Here is an 18,971-nt window from a genome sequence, read left to right as displayed (position 1 = left end):
CAAACTGCCGCGGCCCGGCGGGAACCCTTCGCGGCCGCCCGCCGTTGGAGCAGGGAGAGCTAAATCCCCGGCCGCATGTTCTCTGTCGGCGCAGGCGCCGGGTGACAATGCTGGGGTACCGTCCGAAGGCAGTTCTTTTTTCGGGCCAGTAATACACCGTACGCACGACCAGCCCTCAGCGGGCGTTGTGCCTCACTGTGGCAGGAGGGACGGGCCGCCAACGGCTCCGTATGGATGGACGTGAAGCGATACTTCCGTGGGCCGGTCATGTGGATCGTGCTGGCCGTCCTCGCCGTGGTCGTGTTGATGCAGGTCGTCGGCTCGTCCGGCGGCTACAAAACGGTGGACACCGGTCAGGTCGTCAAGGCGATCGCTGACAACAAGGTGAAGTCCGCCGAGCTGACCACCGGCGATGAGAACAAGATCAAGGTCGAGCTGTCGGGCTCCAACAAGGTCGACGGCTCCAACAAGATCCAGGCGAGCTACATCGGCGACCAGGGCGTCGATCTGGCGAAGAACCTGCAGGCCAAGTACCAGACCGGCGAGATCAAGGACGGGTACACCGTCTCCCCGTCGAAGCAGAACCCGTTCGTCAGCCTGCTGGTGACGCTGCTTCCCTTCATTCTGATTCCGATCGCCTTCCTGTTCCTGATGAACCAGATGCAGGGCGGCGGCTCCCGGGTGATGAACTTCGGGAAGTCGAAGGCGAAGCTGCTCACCAAGGACACCCCCAAGACGACCTTCGCGGACGTCGCGGGGTCGGACGAGGCCGTCGAGGAACTCCAGGAGATCAAGGAGTTCCTCCAGGAGCCGGCCAAGTTCCAGGCGGTCGGCGCCAAGATCCCCAAGGGCGTACTGCTGTACGGCCCGCCCGGAACGGGCAAGACGCTGCTCGCACGCGCCGTCGCCGGCGAGGCGGGCGTCCCGTTCTACTCGATCTCCGGCTCCGACTTCGTCGAGATGTTCGTCGGTGTCGGTGCCTCCCGGGTCCGTGACCTCTTCGAGCAGGCCAAGGCGAACGCCCCGGCGATCGTCTTCGTCGACGAGATCGACGCCGTCGGCCGGCACCGCGGTGCGGGCCTCGGCGGTGGCCACGACGAGCGCGAGCAGACCCTGAACCAGCTCCTCGTCGAGATGGACGGCTTCGACGTCAAGGGCGGCGTGATCCTGATCGCCGCGACGAACCGGCCGGACATCCTCGACCCGGCGCTGCTGCGCCCCGGCCGTTTCGACCGGCAGATCGCCGTCGACCGTCCGGACCTGCAGGGCCGTCTGGAGATCCTCAAGGTCCACCAGAAGGGCAAGCCGGTCGCCCAGGACGTCGACCTCTCGGCCGTCGCCAAGCGCACCCCCGGCTTCACCGGTGCCGATCTGTCGAACGTCCTGAACGAGGCCGCGCTGCTGACGGCCCGGAGCGACGAGAAGCTGATCAACAACCACTTCCTGGACGAGGCGATCGACCGCGTCGTGGCGGGCCCGCAGAAGCGGACCCGGATCATGTCCGAGAAGGAGAAGAAGATCACCGCGTACCACGAGGGCGGACACGCCCTGGTCGCGGCGGCCTCCCCGAACTCCGACCCGGTCCACAAGATCACGATCCTGTCCCGCGGCCGGGCCCTGGGCTACACCATGGTCCTGCCCGACGAGGACAAGTACTCCACCACCCGCAACGAGATGCTCGACCAGCTGGCGTACATGCTGGGCGGCCGCGCGGCGGAGGAGCTGGTCTTCCACGACCCGACCACCGGTGCCGCCAACGACATCGAGAAGGCCACCGCCACGGCCCGCGCGATGGTCACGCAGTACGGCATGACCGAGCGGCTCGGCGCGATCAAGTTCGGCACCGACAACTCCGAGCCCTTCCTGGGCCGTGAGATGGGTCACCAGCGCGACTACTCCGAAGAGGTCGCCGCGCTGGTCGACGAAGAGGTCAAGAAGCTGATCGAGACCGCGCACAACGAGGCGTGGGAGATCCTGGTCGAGAACCGCGACATCCTCGACAACCTCGTGCTGACCCTCCTGGAGAAGGAGACCCTCGGCAAGGAGGAGATCGCGGAGCTGTTCAAGCACGTGGTCAAGCGCCCGGCCCGCCCGGCGTGGACCGGTTCCTCGCGGCGTACGCCGTCCACCCGCCCGCCGGTGCTCTCGCCCAAGGAGCTGGCCCCGGCCAACGGCGCCGTGACGGCGGCCACCGTCTCCACGGAGAAGAAGGTGGAGACCTCGGAGGAGCAGCGCCCGGAGAGCTGATCACCAGGCCCCACGGGCCCTGGAATACATACCGCGCCCCCCAGGTTTAGCCTGGGGGGCGCGGTATTTCCGCAATGGACACCGCGTTCGAGCGGGCGCAGAAGGAACGAGGCACATATGACGGACCCTGTGACGCTGGACGTCGACGGCACGATCGGTACGTTCGACGAGAAGCGGGCCGAGAACGCCGTCCGCGAGCTGCTGATCGCGGTGGGCGAGGATCCGGACCGCGAGGGTCTGCTGGAGACGCCGGCGCGGGTGGCCCGTGCGTACAAGGAGATCTTCGCCGGGCTCTGGCAGAAGCCGGAGGACGTGCTGACGACCACGTTCGACCTGGGCCACGACGAGATGGTGCTGGTCAAGGACATCGAGCTGGTGTCGAGCTGTGAGCACCACCTCGTCCCGTTCGTCGGTGTGGCGCACGTCGGCTACATCCCGTCCGCCGACGGCAAGATCACCGGGCTGTCGAAGCTGGCCCGCCTGGTGGACGTGTTCGCCCGGCGCCCGCAGGTGCAGGAGCGGCTGACCACGCAGATCGCGGACTCGCTGATGGAGATCCTGGAGCCGCGCGGCGTGATCGTCGTCATCGAGTGCGAGCACATGTGCATGACCATGCGCGGGGTGCGGAAGCCGGGCGCGAAGACCACGACCTCGGCCGTCCGCGGTCAGCTGCGCGACGCGGCGACCCGGGCCGAGGCGATGAGCCTGATACTCGCGCGCTGACGCCCCCGGAACGGCGACGGGGCGGCACATCGGCCGCCCCGCCACACACGAAGCCCTCCGTCGGGCCAGGCGCAGGGGATCACGCCTTGAGGTGGTTCCCCAGCCATTCGAGGGCCGCGGGGATCTCGCGGCGCCAGGTGTTGAAGTTGTGGCCGCCGCTGTCGAGGATGATCGACGAGACGCGGGTGGGCGACTTCGTCTGCTCGATGAAGCGGAGCGTCTGCTTGTAGTTGCCCTCGCCCTGCTTGCTGCTCGTGACCAGGAGGTTCACCGGCGGCGCGGGCAGGTGCCGCTGACGCCACAGCAGGTTGTTCTCGCGCTCCAGCCGCAGGTCGCCGCCGAAGAGGTCACCGGTGGTGGCGTCCAGCGGGGCCTTGTAGGCACCGGAGAGGGCCACCGCGGTGGAGTACGCCTCGGGGTGGCGCATGGTCATCTTCAGCGCGCAGTAGCCGCCGGTGGAGTCGCCGATGACGCCCCAGCTCTTCGCCTCGCGCCCTATTCGGTAGTGCTCGGTGATGTCCGCGCGCAGGTCCTTGGTGAAGAAGCTCTCGGTCTGCGGGCCGTTCGGTATGTCCACGCACTCGGTGTCCCGCGGCGGCGCGACGGTCGGCCGCATCATCACCAGGACGGTGGGCCGCATCCGGTGCTCCTTGAGCAGGCCGTGCTGGGTCTGCGGGAAATGCAGCTTTTTGTAGAGGGCCTCGGCGGTGCCCGGGTAGCCGGTGAGCACCAGCGCCGCCGGGAATTTCTTCTTCGTGTATTTCTTCTGGAAGTACTGCGGCGGCAGATAGACGAACGCCGGGCTGGCGATCTTGGAATGCTCGCCGCGGACGAGCACCTTGTCGATACGGCCGGCCTCGGAGGGCCGGGAGCCGTTCTGGACGCTGATGCGTTCGGTACCCAGCATCTGCAGCTTGGTGCCGTTCGGGCCGGTCTGGTAATTCGTCACCACACCCGGTTCCTGCTCCTGGCCGAAGAGGTCGGCCCAGGAGGCGTAGAAGCCGAAGGAGTTGTTGGCGAACAGGCCGACCGCGGCGAACAGGGAGAGCTGGGTCGCCAGCAAAAGCCCGACCCGGCCGAGGACGGCGCGCCAGTTGCCCTTGGACAGGCGCGGCCAGAGCCAAACGGTGAGGATGAACAGTGCCACCGCGACGAGGACGGCAAGAAGCAGCACTTTCTTGCTGGTGAGACCCATGTGGTGCTTTCTTCCGGGCGGCCGGGTCATCCGTACCGCTGGTGGAACCCCGAGCCCTGAAACGCCGTCATACAGGGCGCAAAAAGTCCAGATGCTGCGACTAGGCTCGCACGTCTTCTCGACCGGGGCGACGGGAAAGTGATGTCTGACAGGCTAGATGGCGAAAAGTCGGAGAAGGTTGCGTGGCGAACGCCACGCTGGCTCCGCGGCCCGCGGCCGGAAGCGGTGCCCGGGCTCATCGGCACCGCCGGCGCGGCCGTCGGCCTGTTGAACCTGGTCGCCGGTGTGTTCCCGCGCTTCCGGCACAGCCGGGTGCACGCCCTGGCCGAAGTGCTGCCGGGCGCGGTGAGTCCGCTGGCCGCCGCCGCCTCCATCGTCGTCGGCATCCTGCTGCTCCTCCTGGCCCACGGCCTCAAACGGCGTAAGCGGCGGGCCTGGGGAGCGGCGGTGGCGCTGCTTCCGGTGGGTATCGCCGCTCAGTTGGTGTACCGCCACTCCGTTTTCGGCGCGGTGCTCTCCACTGCACTGCTGGGATACCTGGTGTGGCACCGGAAGGAATTCGCGGCCCTGCCCGACCCGCGCAGCCGCTGGAAGGCGCTGGCCAACTTCGTGGTCCTGGGCGGCGCGAGCTTCGCCATCGGCATGGTGATCGTCAGCTCCCACCCGGGCAAGATCGTCGGGTCGCCGTCCTTCCTGCAGCGCGCCGAGCACGTGCTGTTCGGCCTCTTCGGCTTCGAGGGCCCGATCGGCTACACGAACCAGGTCGACTACACCGTCGGCTACTCCCTCGGCGCGCTGGGCCTGCTGACCGTCGCCACCACCGCCTATCTCGCCCTGCGCCCCGAGCACCCGGCGGCCCGGCTGACCGAGGACGACGAGCGGCAGCTGCGCGAGCTGCTGGCCCGGCACGGCGGCCGGGACTCGCTCGGCTACTTCGCGCTGCGCCGCGACAAGGGCGCGGTCTTCTCCCCGACCGGCAAGGCCGCGGTCTGCTATCGGGTGATCTCCGGCGTGATGCTCGCCAGCGGCGACCCGATAGGCGACGTGGAGGCCTGGCCGGGCGCCATCGAGCGCTTCATGGAGGAGGCGCGGGCGCACTCCTGGACCCCGGCGGTGCACGGTTGCAGCGAGACCGGCGGCCAGGTCTGGACCCGTGAGACCGGTATGGACGCGCTGGAGCTGGGCGACGAGGCGATCGTCGACGTCGCCGACTTCACGCTGTCCGGCCGGGCGATGCGCAACGTGCGCCAGATGGTCAAGCGCATCGAGCGCAACGGCTACACCACGCAGGTGCGCCGGGTGCGCGACCTGGAACCGGAGGAGCTGGAGCGGGTACAGAAGGCCGCCGACGCGTGGCGTGACACCGACGAGGAGCGGGGCTTCTCCATGGCGCTGGGCCGCATCGACGCGGTCAAGGACAGCGACGCGGTGATCGCGACCGCGCATCTGGCCCCGGCGGAGGGCGAGGAGCCCGGCCCGTTCGGTGACCTGAAGGCGCTGCAGTACTTCGTGCCCTGGGGCACGGACGGCATCTCGCTGGAGCGGATGCGGCGCGACCGCAGCGCCGACCCCGGCATGAACGAGCTGCTGATCGTCGCCGCCCTGCAGGCCGCGCCGGACCTGAAGATCAAGCAGCTCTCGCTGAACTTCGCGGTCTTCCGCTCCTACCTGGAGCGCGGCGAGAAGCTCGGCGCGGGGCCGGTGATGCGCATCACCCGCGGGACGCTGCTGTTCCTGTCGCGCTGGTACCAGATCGAGTCGCTCTACAAGTTCAACGACAAGTTCGGCCCGCGCTGGGAGCCGCGCTTCGTGGTCTTCCGCACCACCCGGGACATCCCGCGCATCGGCCTGGCCACCATGCAGGCCGAGGGCTATCTGGAGCTGCCGCGCGTACTGCGCCGCAGGAAGGCCGTGGAGCCGCTGCCGTGCGCGCACACGGTGGAGCCGGTCCGGGCCGCGGAGGCGGTCGAGCGGGTGGCCTGACGGACGCCCGGACGGCCGTCCGGGCGGGAGCGGCGCGGGGTGCCCCGGTGGTACGGCCCGCGGCCGTTCCCGGCAGGCGGCGGTCGCAATCCGGCCGGTCGGCACACGGCCTACGCTGGTCCCATGAGTACCTTGCGTGGCCGGGTGGCCGGACTGCCGGACTGGGACCGCTGCGCGGTGATGGGCGTCGTGAACGTGACGCCCGATTCGTTCTCCGACGGCGGCGAGTGGTTCGACACCGAACTCGCCGTCAAACACGGCCTGGACCTGGTGGCCCAGGGCGCCGACCTGGTGGACGTGGGCGGCGAGTCGACCCGCCCGGGCGCGGCGCGGGTGGACGAGGCCGAGGAGCTGCGGCGGGTCGTCCCGGTCGTACGGGAACTGGCCGCGGCCGGCGTCGTGGTGTCCGTCGACACCATGCGCGCCTCGGTCGCCGAGCAGGCGGTGCGGGCGGGCGCGCGGCTGGTCAACGACGTCAGCGGCGGGGCCGCCGACCCGGCGATGGTGCCGGCGGTGGCCGCGCACCACGTCCCGTTCGTCGTGATGCACTGGCGCGGCCAGTCCATCGACATGAACAACCGCGCCCGCTACGGCGACGTGGTCACCGAGGTCGTCGACGAGCTCGGGCGGGCCATGGAGCGCGCGGTGGCCGGCGGTATCGACCCGGACCGGATCGTCATCGACCCCGGCCTGGGCTTCGCCAAGCAGGCCGAGCACGACCTGGCCCTGATCGCCCGTCTGGAGCGGCTGCGGGCGCTGGGCCGGCCGCTGCTGGTGGCCGCATCGAGGAAACGGTTCCTGGGCAGGGTGCTGGCGGGGGACGAGGGAGCGGCCCGCCGCCGGCCCGGGAGCGGGACGCGGCGACGGCGGCGGTATCGGCGATGGTGGCGCGAGAGGGGGCCTGGGCGGTGCGGGTGCACGAGGTCAGGGCGAGCGCGGACGCGGTGCGGGTGGCCCGTGCCGTGGAGGGCGCGACGGCAGCGGCCGCCGCGGGAGACCCGGACGCGGCCCCCGGGGCCGGCGGCGGGGAAGCGGGCGGGACGACGGCGACCACGACGGGAGCGGTGTGAGCGGCTTGGGCCCACGGACCGACATCGAGCTGGTCGAGCAGGCGAACACGACCCTGTACGAGACCATCGAGCGCGGCGATCACGAGGCGCTGTCCGAGCTGTGGCTGGACGGTCAGGTGAGCGTGGTGCACCCCGGGTGGCCGGTGCTCCGCGGCCGCGGCGAGGTGCTCCGCTCGTACGCCCTGATCATGGCGAACACCGAGTACATCCAGTTCTTCCTGACCGACGTCGAGATCGACGTCATGGGCGACACCGCGCTGGTGACCTGCACCGAGAACATCCTCAGTGGCGGGCCGGCCGAGGACGACGGGTCGGTGGGGCCGCTGATCGGCCAGCTGGTCGTGGCGACGAACGTCTTCCGGCGCACGGACGACGGCTGGCGGGTGTGGTCGCACCACGGTTCGCCGGTGCTGGCGGACCGCGAGGACGGCGAGGACGAGGAGGACGAGGGGGAGCCGGACGCGGGCGGGGTGTGAACGGGAGGCGCCGGGGGCGTGGCCGGTGCGTGCCGGTGCTGTGCCCGGCGGGGAGCCGGTGTGTGAGCCTCGCCATGGCCGTCCGGACTTGCGCCGATCGGCCGGTTCTGTGCCGTCGTCAGCGGTGGACGTCAGCCATATGGACGGGGCGCACCCGTTCGAGCCAAGTGCGGGACGGGTAGGGGTGGGGCGCGGACCAGGGGGTAAGAGGCGCGCGGACGATCTCCCGGCCCGCTCGATGCGGCACGCCTAGCAGCAGGACGGGGTCTTGTCCATAGCCCCCGTGGGCGAGGACTGTCGGTGCTCGAAGGTAGATTCGATGGCGGGCAGTGTTGCCGGATCGCTCCGGCGCCTGCCCGGAACCGACGAACAGTGGCGCCAGAGGTGCCGTGGACCAGTGGGAGTGATTCGCGTGGATCGTGTCGCGCTGCGTGGGCTGAAGGCCCGAGGCCACCACGGGGTTTTCCCGCGGGAGCGCGAGGAAGGCCAGACCTTCATCGTCGACCTGGTACTCGGACTGGACACCCGCCAGGCGGCCGCCTCCGACGATCTCGCGAAGACCGTGCACTACGGCGTCGTGGCCGAGGAGGTGGTGGCCGTCGTGGAGGGCGAGCCCGTGGACCTCATCGAGACCCTGGCGGAGCGCATCGCCGACCAGTGCCTCAAGCACGAGGGCGTGCAGGAAGTGGAGGTGGTGGTGCACAAGCCGGACGCGCCGATCACCGTCCCCTTCGACGACGTGACCATCACCATCACTCGGAGTCGAGTACATGAACACCAGCAGTGACCCGACCGTACAGCCGGTGCCCGCCTCCGTCGTGGAGCAGGTGGACGCCGCCGATGTGACGCTCTCCAACCCCAAGCGCGCCGTGATCTCCCTCGGCAGCAACCTCGGCAACCGCCTGGAGACCCTGCAGGGCGCCGTCGACGCGCTGGAGGACACCCCCGGTCTGCGGGTCAAAGCGGTCTCCCCGGTGTACGAGACCGAACCGTGGGGCGTCGAGCCGGGCAGCCAGCCGTCGTACTTCAACGCCGTGGTGCTGATCAAGACGACGCTGCCGCCGGACTCCCTCCTGGAGCGCGGGCACGCCATCGAGGAGGCCTTCCTGCGGGTCCGCGACGAACGCTGGGGGCCGCGCACCATCGACGTCGACATCGTGGCCTATCAGGGCATCGTCTCCGACGACCCGCGACTGACGCTGCCGCACCCGCGCGCCCATGAGCGTGCCTTCGTCCTCGCGCCGTGGTACGACATCGAACCGGAGGCGGAGGTCCCCGGGCGCGGTGCGGTGGCCGAGCTCCTCTCGGCGGTCGGCCGCACGGGCGTGCTGCCGCGTGCGGACCTGGAACTCCGGCTGCCGGAGTAGGCGTTGGACCCAAGGAGCCGTGGCGCCGGTGCGGTCGTCGGACTCACCTGACGGCGACGGCGGCGGTACGGCGACGAGGACGGCCGTGGTGGCGGTGAAGGGCAGGACGGTGCGAGGGGCGATCGCTCGGTGAAACAGCTACACATCAAGGTGCTCGTCGGACTGTTCCTGGCAGCCGGGGTGCTGGCCTGGGGCGGCGCCCGGCTGTGGGACTCCTTCGGCACGCTCCCCAGCGTGCCGGTGGCCGCGCCCATCGTGCTGGCGTTCCTCGCCGCCGTGCTCGCCGGCACCGCCTTCGAGTTCCGCGGACGGCTGCGCGCCCAGCGGGAGCGGCGGCCCGGCGCCAAGGGCGTCGATCCGCTGCTGGCCGCCCGTGCGGTGGTCTTCGGCCAGGCGAGCGCCCTGGTGGCGTCGCTGGTGGCCGGGCTCTACGGCGGAGTCGGCGTCTTCCTGCTGACCGCCGGCCTCGATGTGGAACCCCGCCGGGACCAGGCGATCTACGCCGGTCTGTCGGTGGTCGCCGGCGCGGCCGTGGTGGTCGCCGCGATCTTCCTGGAGCGGGTCTGCAAGCTTCCGGACGACGAGGGCGACGGCGGGGCGGACGCGCGGGTCTGACCGCGGACTGACACCGGGCGGGGCCCGGTCTGCGACAGCGAGAGCTGCGCGGGCCGGGCCCCGCGGCGTTCGTGCCCGTACTTCCGGTCGTGAACGGGGCGTTGCGGCTGGATGGCGATACGGACCGGCGGTGGCGGAACCGGTGCGGTTGTCAGTGGTCGGGTCTAGGGTCGGTCGCGACGATATCGAAAGGATGAGCGAACGAGTTGCGCCACGGCGGGGTGCCACACCGGGTGACCGACGTGGCGTGATCGACGGGGCGTGACCGGGGCGAGGACCGGCGGGGGAGGTGACGGAGATGAGCGGCCGGGCGGGCGGGGCGAATTGCCTGGAGGCGAACGACTGGGTGTGCGGTGAGTATCTGCGCACCCGCAGCCAGGAGTTGACGGACGCCACGGTCCAGCACATCGGCATCACCGCCGTGTCCGTCGCGCTCGGCCTGCTGCTGGCCTTCCCGCTGGCGCTGGTGGCGCGCCGCTGGCGGGGCGCGGCCGGACCGGTCCTGGGGCTGACGACGGTGCTGTACACGATCCCGTCGCTGGCGATGTTCGCGCTGCTCACACCGGTCTTCGGGGTCTCGGCGGCGGTGGTCGTGACGGGCCTGGTGCTGTATTCGCTGACGATCCTGGTGCGCAACCTCCTCGCCGGTCTGCAGGCGGTGCCCGCCGGGGTGCGGGAGGCCGCCCGCGGGATGGGGTACGGCCCGGTGCGGCTGCTGTTCGGCGTCGAACTCCCGCTGGCGATACCGGCGTTGGTGGCCGGGCTGCGGATCGCCACGGTCTCGACGGTGGCGATGACGACCGTCGGATCCGTCGTCGGCTACGGCGGTCTGGGCAATCTCATCGCCAGCGGAATGGCCGGATTCTTCAAGGCCGAGGTGCTGACGGCCTCGGTGCTGTGCGTGCTGCTGGCACTGGTCGCCGACGTCCTGCTGATGGCCCTCCAGTGGCTGCTGACGCCCTGGACGCGGGCCGGTGGCCGGGCCGGGGTGCGGAGCAGGGCGGTGGCGTGGGCGCGCGGCCGGACCCGTGCGGTGAAGGCGGTGGGCTGAGCGATGGGAGTGATCGCGGGGCCTGGCAGTGGCTGACGACGGCCGCCAACTGGGCGGGCGAGAAGGGCGTGACGCACCGCCTCGCCGAGCACGTCCGGCTCAGCGCGGTGTGCCTGGCCCTGGCCTGCCTGATCGCGCTGCCGCTGGCGCTCTGGCTGGGCCACCTCGGCAAGGGCGGTGCGCTGGCGGTCAATCTCGCCAACATCGGGCGGGCGGTGCCGACGTACGCGGTCCTGGTGCTGCTGACGCTCAGCCCGCTGGGCCGGCACGGCGACTGGCCGACGGTCCTCGCGCTGGTGCTGTTCGCGGTGCCGCCGCTGCTGACCAACGCCTATCTCGGGATGCGGGAGGCGGACCGCGATGTGGTCGAGGCCGCGCGCGGTATGGGCATGTCCGGGCCGCAGGTGCTGTTCCGGGTCGAGATACCGCTCGCCTACCCGCTGATCATGACGGGTCTGCGGTCGGCCACGGTCCAGGTGGTGGCGACCGCGACGCTGGCGGCGCTCGCCGGCGGCGGGGGCCTGGGCCGGATCATCACCGCCGGCTTCGGCAACTACGACACCGCACAGGTCGTCGCGGGCGCGCTGCTGGTGGCCGTCCTCGCGCTGGCCGTGGAGGGCGCCCTCGTCCTCGCCGAGCGGCTCCTCGACCCGATGCGGGGCGGGCGGCGGGCCACGCGGTCCGCCTCGGCCCGAGCAGAGCTGATACCGGCGGACTGACGGCCGGCGGACTCACGGACCGACTGACGGACTACCGGAGAGGCTGACGGACTCACGGACCGACTCACGGACAGGCGGACGGGCCGGCTGACGGGCCGGCGGACTGACTGACGGACTGACTGAACTGACGGACGGGCTGAAGGGCTGAAGGGGCATCCAAGTGGCATCGACGAGAAGCAACACGGCACGCACGGCACGCACGGCACGCGAGACCCGCACGGCACGCACGGCGCGCACCGCGGTGGTCGCGGGCACGGTGGTGGCGGTGGCGGCCGGGCTGGCCGCGTGCGGCGGCCCGACGCTGGAGGAGAAGGGCGGCGGCGACGGCAAGGGCGGAGAGCGCGGCGAGATCGTCATCGGCTCGGCGGGCTTCACCGAGTCCAAGGTGCTCGCCGAGATCTATTCCCGGCTCCTGCAGGACGCCGGTTACCGCACCCGGGTTCAGACCCTCGCCAATCGTGAGCTGTATGAACCGGCCCTGGAGAAGGGCCAGATCGACGTCGTTCCCGAATATGCCTCCACGCTCGCCGAATTCCTCAACGCGAAGAAGAACGGCAGCAAGGCGAAGCCGGTCGCGTCCGGCGACATCGGCACGACGGTCGCGGCACTGAAGAAGCTCGCCGGGCCGCGCGGACTGAAGGTGCTGCCGGCCGGCCGTGCGACGGACCAGAACGCCTTCGCGGTGAGCAAGGAATTCGCCGCCCGGCACAAGCTCTCCACCCTCTCCGACCTCGGAGAATCGAAGCAGAAGATCAAACTCGCCTCGGGTGAGGAGTGCGAGACCCGGGTGTTCTGCAAGCCGGGCCTGGAGAAGACGTACGGCATCGACATCACGGGCCTGGACCCCAAGGGAGTCGGGACGCCGCAGGCCAAGCAGGCCGTCAAGGACGGCACCGATCAGCTGGTGCTCACCACGACCACGGACGCCACGCTCGACAGCTTCCAACTGGTGCTCCTCAAGGACGACAAGCGGCTGCAGAACGCCGACAATGTGCTGCCGGTGGTGAATGCCGAGAGCGCCGGGGACAAGCGGATCGAGAGCGCCCTCGGGAAGCTCACGCGCATCCTGACGACCGAAGACTTGATCAACTTGAACCGCAAGGTGGATGCCGCGCGTCTCAAGCCCGCGGATGTCGCACGGTCATATGTGGAGTCCAAGGGACTGGTCAGGAAGTAACCAGCCGGAAACGGATTTGTGGGCCGGGCCCCATAGATCCCGCACGCACGGTAAGTTTCTGGCCATGCCACGAGGACGCCACCGCCATTCCCCACCCCTCCACCGGCTGCTTCCTCCCACGACGGTCGCCGGTGTGTCCCTTGTCTGCGCCGCGGGCCCGTGGTTTGTCGGCGATGATCTGGTCCAACGCGTGCTCGCCGCGGGCGCGGCGGCCGCGGCCGTCACCGGCGCCGTCCTGCTGCGGAGCTGGGACCGCAAGGCCGGCCGACGGGTCGCCGAACTCACCCGCGCCCGGGTGCGCGACGAGTGGCGCACCGAGGAACGGATAGCCGAGCTCGAAACGGACCTCGAGGAGTCCCGCGAGCTGCGCACCGCCCTCGACACCAAGCTGCGCGCAAAGCGCGCCGAACTGGCCCGGCTGCGCAGCGAACACGCCGAGCTGCTCCGCCGTTACGCCACCGCCGAGACCGAGCGGGCCAGCGCCCTGGAGGGCCGCCGGCTGCTCGCCATAGAGGCGACCGCCCCGGCCCGGGCACTCCCGGCCGCCGCCGGCGCCACCCGGGTGCCCCGGCCCGCGGGAGCGACCAAGGCCACCGCCCCTGACGCCCCGTCAGCGGACCGCCGGGGACGAGCGGACGGTCAGACGTCGGCCCGTCAGGCGTCCGCGGACCGCCAGGCATCGGGCCGGCCGTCGACGGACCGGCCGGCGGCCCCGACCGCCGCTGCGTACGCGCAGGCCGACCAGGCGCTGTGTCAGCTGGCGCGCAACGCCGCCCGGCAGCGCGCCGCCGCCGAGCGGCCCGCGCAGTCCGCACCGGGCGGCCACACCGGCCAGGACGGGGACCACAGCCAGGGGAACGGCCAGGCGGCCGCCGCACAGCGCACGGGCGGCGCCCTCCCCGCCCGTACGGCCCCCGCCGCCGGACCCGCGCTCCGCCCGGTCCCGTCCGCCGCCGCGGTCGCCCCGTCCCGTCCCACCGCCCCGCGCACCGTGGGCGGCTTCGACTTCTTCGGCAACGCGACCGCCTCCGGCCCCCGTCAGCTGCCCGCGCCGCTGGAGGACGACCTGGCGGACGTCGTCGGCGACGAGGCCGTCGCCGAGCACTCGGCCCGTACGGCGGCCCGTGCGGCCCTCCCCGGGGCCCGTACGGAGACCGCGGACGCGCCGGAGGCCGGTGCCGCGCAGGCCGCCGGTGAGCGGGCCGCGGACGACGGGCGGGACGCGGAGGAGCCGGCGTCCGCGGCGTCCGCCGAGGGTTGCCAGGACGATGTGCCGGCCGCGGACGGCACGACGACCAGCGGCGTCGGCGAGGTCATCGACCTGACCGCCCACGACGAGACCGAGCAGCTCGACCTCGGCGCCCTCCGGAGCGCCATTTCCTGACCTGACCGCTGTCGTCCGAGCCGGCGGGCTCCCGACCGCCCGCCCTCGCTCCGCACTCGGCCCCGAAGCCCGACCGGCCCGAAGCCCGACCGGCTCCGGGGCCGAGCGGTTTTTGGGGCCGGGTGGTTTTCGAGGCCGAGGGGATTCGGGACGGCAGGGGCCAGCCTCGCGACACTGTTGTCCACAGGCTGTGGACAATGTCGCCGCTCTACTTGTCGATGTCGCCGACCACGAAGAACATCGAGCCGAGGATCGCGACCATGTCGGCGACCAGCGTCCCCGGCAGCAGCTCCACCAGCGCCTGGATGTTGTTGTACGACGCGGAGCGCAGCTTCAGGCGGTACGGCGTCTTGTCGCCCTTGGAGACGAGGTAGTAGCCGTTGATGCCGAGGGGGTTCTCGGTCCAGGCGTACGTCGTGCCCTCGGGCGCCTTCAGCACCTTCGGCAGGCGCTGGTTGATCGGCCCCGGCGGCAGCTCCGCGATCCGGTCCAGGCAGACGTCGGCGAGATCCAGCGCGTTGTGGCTCTGCTCCAGCAGGCACTCGAAGCGGGCCAGGCAGTCGCCCTCCTCACGGGTGACCACCTTGAGCGTGGACGCCAGCTCCCCGTACGCGAGGTACGGCTCGTCCCGCCGAAGGTCGAAGTCGACGCCCGAGGCGCGGGCGATCGGCCCGGAGACGCCGTAGGCGTGCACCGTTTCCGGGGCGAGCACCCCGACGCCGCGCGTCCGGCCGCGGAAGATCTCGTTGCCCAGCACCAGGTTGTCGAAGACGTCCATCCGGGACCGCACGTCCGCGACGGCCTGCCGGGCCCGGCCCAGCCAGCCGGCCGGCAGGTCCTCCTTGAGGCCGCCGACGCGGTTGAACATGTAGTGCATCCGGCCGCCGGAGATCTCCTCCATGACGGTCTGGAGCTCCTCGCGCTCACGGAACGCGTGGAAGACGGGGGTGATACCGCCCAGTTCGAGGGGGTACGAGCCGAGGAACATCAGGTGGTTCAGCACGCGGTTCAGCTCGGCCAGCAGCGTCCGCGTCCACACCGCGCGCTCGGGCACCTCCATGCCCAGCATCCGCTCGACGGCCAGCACCACACCCAGCTCGTTGGAGAACGCCGACAGCCAGTCGTGCCGGTTGGCGAGCATGATGATCTGGCGGTAGTCGCGGGCCTCGAAGAGCTTCTCGGCACCCCGGTGCATGTACCCGATCACCGGCTCCGCGTGCTGGATCCGCTCGCCGTCCAGGACGAGGCGCAACCGCAGCACACCGTGTGTGGAGGGATGCTGCGGGCCGATGTTCAGCACCATGTCGGTGCTCTCCGCCGCGCCGCCGATGCCGACCGTCGTCTCCGTCATGGGAACAGTTTCGCAGCCCGCCACCCCGGCGGACGTCCTGGGCCTGCGCCGTCCCACCCCTTGGAACGCCGCCACGGCCACCCGCCGGAACGCCTCCGTCCGGGAGCCGCCTCACGACTCGAACGGGCCCGGCCCTCGCTGCTGGAGCGGGCCCGGCCTTCGCTGCTGGAGCGGGCCCCGGCCCTCGCAGCTGGAGCGGCCCCGGTGGTACGGCCCGCGCTCCCAGCCGTACGGCCCGAGCTCCCGGCCTCACGGCTTGAGCAGGCCCGCGCACTCCCCGCCCACCGGCTCCACGAGCCAGCCGAAGCCGCCGAGGCCCGCCGGATCGGTCAGTTCCGCCGCCGCACCGGCCGCACCGAGGGCCCGGACGTACGCGGCCGGGTCGGTGGACGCCAGGGAGAGCGGCGGACGCCGGCCGTCCACCCCCAGGGCGTGCAGCGCCTCGCGCTGGGTCAGCAGCTCGGCCGACGGCCCCGCGCACGCGTCCAGCGCCACATGCGCCGTGATGTCACAGCTGCCGTCCGGGACGGGGCGCACCTCGCGGCCCTCACGGAAACCGGTGAGGGTGCCGAAGGGCGGACGGTCCTCCCGCGCATGCGCGTAGTCGGCGGCGACCGCGAGCCCGGCGCGCAGCGTACGGACGGCCCGCGCCCACGCCTCGTCCCGAGGACGCCCGATCTCCGCCCGGAGCCCGGGGGAGGGCGCGGTACGGCCGGTGGCAGCAGTGGACGGGGCCGGCAGGGGCGACCACCATCGCCGCAGCCACTCCGCGTCCGCGCCGTCGACCGGTTCACCCAGCCGCTCCGCGCCGTCCGCGCGGACCAGCACCCGGCGGGCCACACCGTCCCCGTCCGTCTCGACGACGTCCACCGGCACGTTGTCGAGCCATTCGTTCGCGAACAGCAGCCCGGTGACCGATTCCGGCGCCGGCAGCTCGTCCCGCCAGTCGATCCGCGGATCCAGCCCCCGGGGCGCGCGGCCCGCTCGACGGCGTACGGGCGGAGCCGGGCGGCCACCCCGTCCGGCAGCGCGGCCAGCACCCCCGTCAGCAGCTCACCGCGGCCCGCGCCCACATCGACCAGCGCCAGCTCCTCCGGATGGCCCAGCGCGCTGTCCACCCGGCACAGAAGCCCGGCGACGGCACCGGCGTACAGCGGGGAAACATGCACCGACGTGCGGAAATGGCCGGCCGGACCGGGGCCGCCGGACCGCGTGTAGAAGCCGTCGTCCGCCCCGTACAGCGCCCGCTCGGTCGCGTCCCGCCAGCCGCACCACTCATTCGTCACCACCCCACGGTACGGGCGGGGCACCAAGTCAACCCACGGGTTGATGTGCAGGCCGTCCCCCGGTCCGACACATTTGACGCATAGGGTCTCCACCTTGGGGAGTAGAGCTGACGTAGAGGATCGCCCCTCCGGTTGACTCGTACACCTTTCCGCTCTGCCTACGCTGGGTTACGTGCAGCGCCTCTATGACTTCCTCCGCAGGCACCCGACGGGAGTGGACACCTTCTGGGCCGTCCTTCTCCTCGGGTTCACCAGCCTGTGGATCGTCGCCGACGTGAGCGGCATGCGCCAGCTCCCCGCCGTGATCTTCACGGTCGGCCTCTGCCTCGTCGTGGCGCTGCGCCGCAAGGCGCCGGTGAAGATGCTGCTGCTGACGGCCGCCATCGGCGTCGGCCAGCTGATCTTCAACCTCCCGCCCAACCCGGGCGACTTCGCGATGTTCGTGATCACGTACACCGTCGCGTCCGGCACCTCCACCGCCCGCTGGGCCTCCCGCTGCGCCCTCCTCGGCGCCCTCGTCGGCCCGGCCCTGTCGCTGTTGCGCTTCGGGGAGGGACCCGGGAACCGGCAGCCGTGGGAAATGCTGTTCTTCACGGCGCTGCTCACCGTCCCCTTCGTGCTGGCCTGGGTCCTCGGCGACTCCGTGCGCACCCGCCGCGCCTACTGGGCCCAGCTGGAGGAGAAGGCCACCCGGCTGGAGAAGGAGCGCGAGGCCCAGGCCCGCATCGCGGTCGCCGCCGAGCGCGCCCGGATCGCCCGCGAACTGCACGACGTCGTCGCCCACAACGTCTCGGTCATGGTCGTCCAGGCCGACGGCGCCGCCTACGTCCTCGACGCCGCGCCCGAACAGACCCGGCAGGCCCTGGAAACGATCTCCGGCACGGGCCGCCAGGCACTGGCCGAGATGCGCCGCCTGCTGGGCGTGCTGCGCACCGGCGAACAGTCCGAAGGCGGCGAGTACGTCCCCCAGCCCGGCGTCGAACAGCTCACCGACCTCATCGACCAGGTCCGCGGCGCCGGACTGCCCGTCGAATTCCGGGTGGAGGGCGAACCACGCTCCCTGCCCAGCAGCGTCGAACTGACCGCGTACCGCATCGTCCAGGAAGCGCTCACCAACACCCGCAAACACGGCGGCCCCGACGTCGGCGCCACCGTCCGCCTCACCTACCAGGACGAGGACCTCGACCTGCTCGTCGAGGACGACGGCCGCGGTGCGCAGCACGAGCTCTACGAATCGGGCGGGGCGGACGGCCTCGGCCACGGCCTGATCGGCATGCGGGAACGGGTCGGCATGGTCGGTGGCACCCTGATAGCCGGCCCGCGCCCGGGCGGCGGGTTCCGCGTCAGCGCCGTACTCCCCCTGAAACCGGGCCGGTGAGCATGTGATGCGGTGAGCCGAGCAGGTCGCCCTCGCGGCGGCCCGCTCGCCCCACACAGCCCCACGCGACCCACACAGCCCCACTGGACCGGCACCGCCCGACTGGCGCCGCCCCACTGGACACACACAGCCCCACGCGACCCACTGCACCCTGCCCGACCCGCTCCACCCGATCCCCCTGCCCACCCGCTCCGCTCATCAGCCCACGAAGGGACCCCTCACCCATGACCATCCGCGTGATGCTCGTCGACGACCAGGTGCTGCTGCGCACCGGGTTCCGGATGGTGCTGGCCGCCCAGCCCGATATGGAGGTCGTCGCGGAGGCGGGGAACGGCGCCGAGGCGCTGGAGGTGCTGCGCTCCGCCAAGGTGGACGTGATCCTCATGGACGTCCGGATGCCGCATCTGGACGGCGTCGAGGCCACCCGCCGGATCTGCGAGGGCGGCCAGAAGGAGGACGCCCCCAAGGTGCTCATCCTGACCACCTTCGACCTGGACGAGTACGCCTTCTCCGCGCTCAAGGCCGGGGCCAGCGGATTCATGCTCAAGGACGTGCCGCCCGGTGAACTGCTCGCGGCGATCCGCGCGGTGCAGAGCGGCGACGCCGTCGTCGCACCGTCCACCACCCGCCGGCTCCTCGACCGCTTCACGCCCATGCTGCCCGCCACCTCAGGCGAGCCCAGCCGCCCCGAGCTGGAGCGGCTCACGGACCGCGAGCGCGAGGTGCTGCTGCTGGTCGCCCAGGGGCTGTCCAACGGCGAGATCGCGGCGCGGCTGGTGCTGTCCGAGGCGACGGTCAAGACGCACGTGGGCCGCATCCTGACGAAGCTGAGCCTCCGCGACCGGGTCCAGGCGGTGGTGCTGGCCTACGAGACGGGCCTGGTGCGGGCCGGCGGGCGGGGGCGTAGGGCCCCGTATCGGGGGCAGCGGGGGCGTAGGGGCCGACGGGA

The 18,971-nt window shown here is 71.5% G+C and carries 14 protein-coding genes and 3 pseudogenes; 14 read left to right on the top strand and 3 right to left on the bottom strand.

Annotation, left to right across the window (positions count from 1 at the left end; all coding sequences use genetic code 11):
• Nucleotides 1-234: 234 nt before the first annotated feature.
• Both ftsH and folE read left to right on the top strand, forming a co-directional pair.
• Nucleotides 235-2,247 carry an ATP-dependent zinc metalloprotease FtsH gene (ftsH, locus tag OJ254_RS07070; protein WP_265361673.1) on the top strand — a complete coding sequence of 671 codons (2,013 nt, stop codon included), beginning with the start codon at nt 235-237 and terminating at the stop codon, nt 2,245-2,247.
• A 117-nt stretch (nt 2,248-2,364) separates the two neighbouring features.
• On the top strand, nt 2,365-2,970 hold the full coding sequence (gene folE, locus OJ254_RS07065; RefSeq protein ID WP_030414981.1) for a GTP cyclohydrolase I FolE: 606 nt from the start codon (nt 2,365-2,367) through the stop codon (nt 2,968-2,970).
• 79 nt (nt 2,971-3,049) lie between these two features.
• On the opposite strand, the gene OJ254_RS07060 is transcribed toward folE, so the two are convergent.
• Nucleotides 3,050-4,165, bottom strand: coding sequence for an alpha/beta hydrolase (locus tag OJ254_RS07060; protein ID WP_265361672.1), 1,116 nt, complete (start codon nt 4,163-4,165; stop codon nt 3,050-3,052).
• Between the two features lie 141 nt (nt 4,166-4,306).
• On the opposite strand from OJ254_RS07060, the gene OJ254_RS07055 reads away from it, so the two are divergent.
• The 10 genes and pseudogenes from OJ254_RS07055 to OJ254_RS07010 all read left to right on the top strand — a co-directional run bounded on the left by OJ254_RS07055 (nt 4,307) and on the right by OJ254_RS07010 (nt 14,007).
• Nucleotides 4,307-6,148 (top strand): phosphatidylglycerol lysyltransferase domain-containing protein, encoded by a 1,842-nt coding sequence (locus OJ254_RS07055; protein ID WP_265361671.1) that lies wholly within the window; start codon nt 4,307-4,309, stop codon nt 6,146-6,148.
• A gap of 123 nt (nt 6,149-6,271) precedes the next feature.
• Nucleotides 6,272-7,218 (top strand): annotated as a pseudogene (folP, locus tag OJ254_RS07050) (dihydropteroate synthase).
• Nucleotides 7,219-7,223: 5 nt separating this feature from the next.
• The gene (locus tag OJ254_RS07045) at nt 7,224-7,694 is read left to right on the top strand and encodes a nuclear transport factor 2 family protein (RefSeq protein WP_265365080.1); all 471 of its coding nucleotides are present in this window, start codon (nt 7,224-7,226) and stop codon (nt 7,692-7,694) included.
• Between the two features lie 412 nt (nt 7,695-8,106).
• Nucleotides 8,107-8,481 (top strand): dihydroneopterin aldolase, encoded by a 375-nt coding sequence (gene folB, locus OJ254_RS07040; RefSeq protein WP_030414985.1) that lies wholly within the window; start codon nt 8,107-8,109, stop codon nt 8,479-8,481.
• The gene (gene folK / locus OJ254_RS07035; RefSeq protein WP_261956391.1) at nt 8,465-9,061 is read left to right on the top strand and encodes a 2-amino-4-hydroxy-6-hydroxymethyldihydropteridine diphosphokinase; all 597 of its coding nucleotides are present in this window, start codon (nt 8,465-8,467) and stop codon (nt 9,059-9,061) included. The genes folB and folK overlap by 17 nt, the downstream gene beginning before the upstream one ends.
• Before the next feature lie 129 nt (nt 9,062-9,190).
• On the top strand, nt 9,191-9,676 hold the full coding sequence (locus OJ254_RS07030) for a DUF3180 domain-containing protein (protein ID WP_261956390.1): 486 nt from the start codon (nt 9,191-9,193) through the stop codon (nt 9,674-9,676).
• Nucleotides 9,677-9,974: 298 nt separating this feature from the next.
• Complete coding sequence (locus tag OJ254_RS07025; protein WP_265361670.1) at nt 9,975-10,727, top strand: ABC transporter permease; 753 nt, start codon at nt 9,975-9,977, stop codon at nt 10,725-10,727.
• Nucleotides 10,685-11,446 (top strand): ABC transporter permease, encoded by a 762-nt coding sequence (locus OJ254_RS07020; protein ID WP_423835852.1) that lies wholly within the window; start codon nt 10,685-10,687, stop codon nt 11,444-11,446. Before OJ254_RS07025 ends, OJ254_RS07020 begins: the two co-directional genes overlap by 43 nt.
• Nucleotides 11,447-11,687: 241 nt before the next feature.
• Nucleotides 11,688-12,623, top strand: a complete 936-nt coding sequence (locus OJ254_RS07015) for an ABC transporter substrate-binding protein (protein ID WP_265365078.1) — start codon at nt 11,688-11,690, stop codon at nt 12,621-12,623.
• Between the two features lie 64 nt (nt 12,624-12,687).
• On the top strand, nt 12,688-14,007 hold the full coding sequence (locus OJ254_RS07010; protein WP_265361669.1) for a coiled-coil domain-containing protein: 1,320 nt from the start codon (nt 12,688-12,690) through the stop codon (nt 14,005-14,007).
• A gap of 208 nt (nt 14,008-14,215) precedes the next feature.
• On the opposite strand, the gene OJ254_RS07005 is transcribed toward OJ254_RS07010, so the two are convergent.
• Nucleotides 14,216-15,358 (bottom strand): NADH-quinone oxidoreductase subunit D, encoded by a 1,143-nt coding sequence (locus OJ254_RS07005; protein WP_261956385.1) that lies wholly within the window; start codon nt 15,356-15,358, stop codon nt 14,216-14,218.
• A gap of 249 nt (nt 15,359-15,607) precedes the next feature.
• Nucleotides 15,608-16,644: pseudogene (locus tag OJ254_RS07000) on the bottom strand (SAM-dependent methyltransferase).
• A 172-nt stretch (nt 16,645-16,816) separates the two neighbouring features.
• On the opposite strand from OJ254_RS07000, the gene OJ254_RS06995 reads away from it, so the two are divergent.
• Nucleotides 16,817-18,022 carry a sensor histidine kinase gene (locus OJ254_RS06995; RefSeq protein WP_265361668.1) on the top strand — a complete coding sequence of 402 codons (1,206 nt, stop codon included), beginning with the start codon at nt 16,817-16,819 and terminating at the stop codon, nt 18,020-18,022.
• Nucleotides 18,023-18,246: 224 nt separating this feature from the next.
• Nucleotides 18,247-18,924 (top strand): annotated as a pseudogene (locus tag OJ254_RS06990) (response regulator); the annotation flags it as partial.
• Nucleotides 18,925-18,971 lie beyond the last annotated feature (47 nt).

It is taken from the genome of Streptomyces endophytica, from assembly GCF_026153355.1.
Classification (GTDB): domain Bacteria; phylum Actinomycetota; class Actinomycetes; order Streptomycetales; family Streptomycetaceae; genus Streptomyces; species Streptomyces endophytica.
This window is presented reverse-complemented; position numbering and strand designations above follow the sequence as displayed.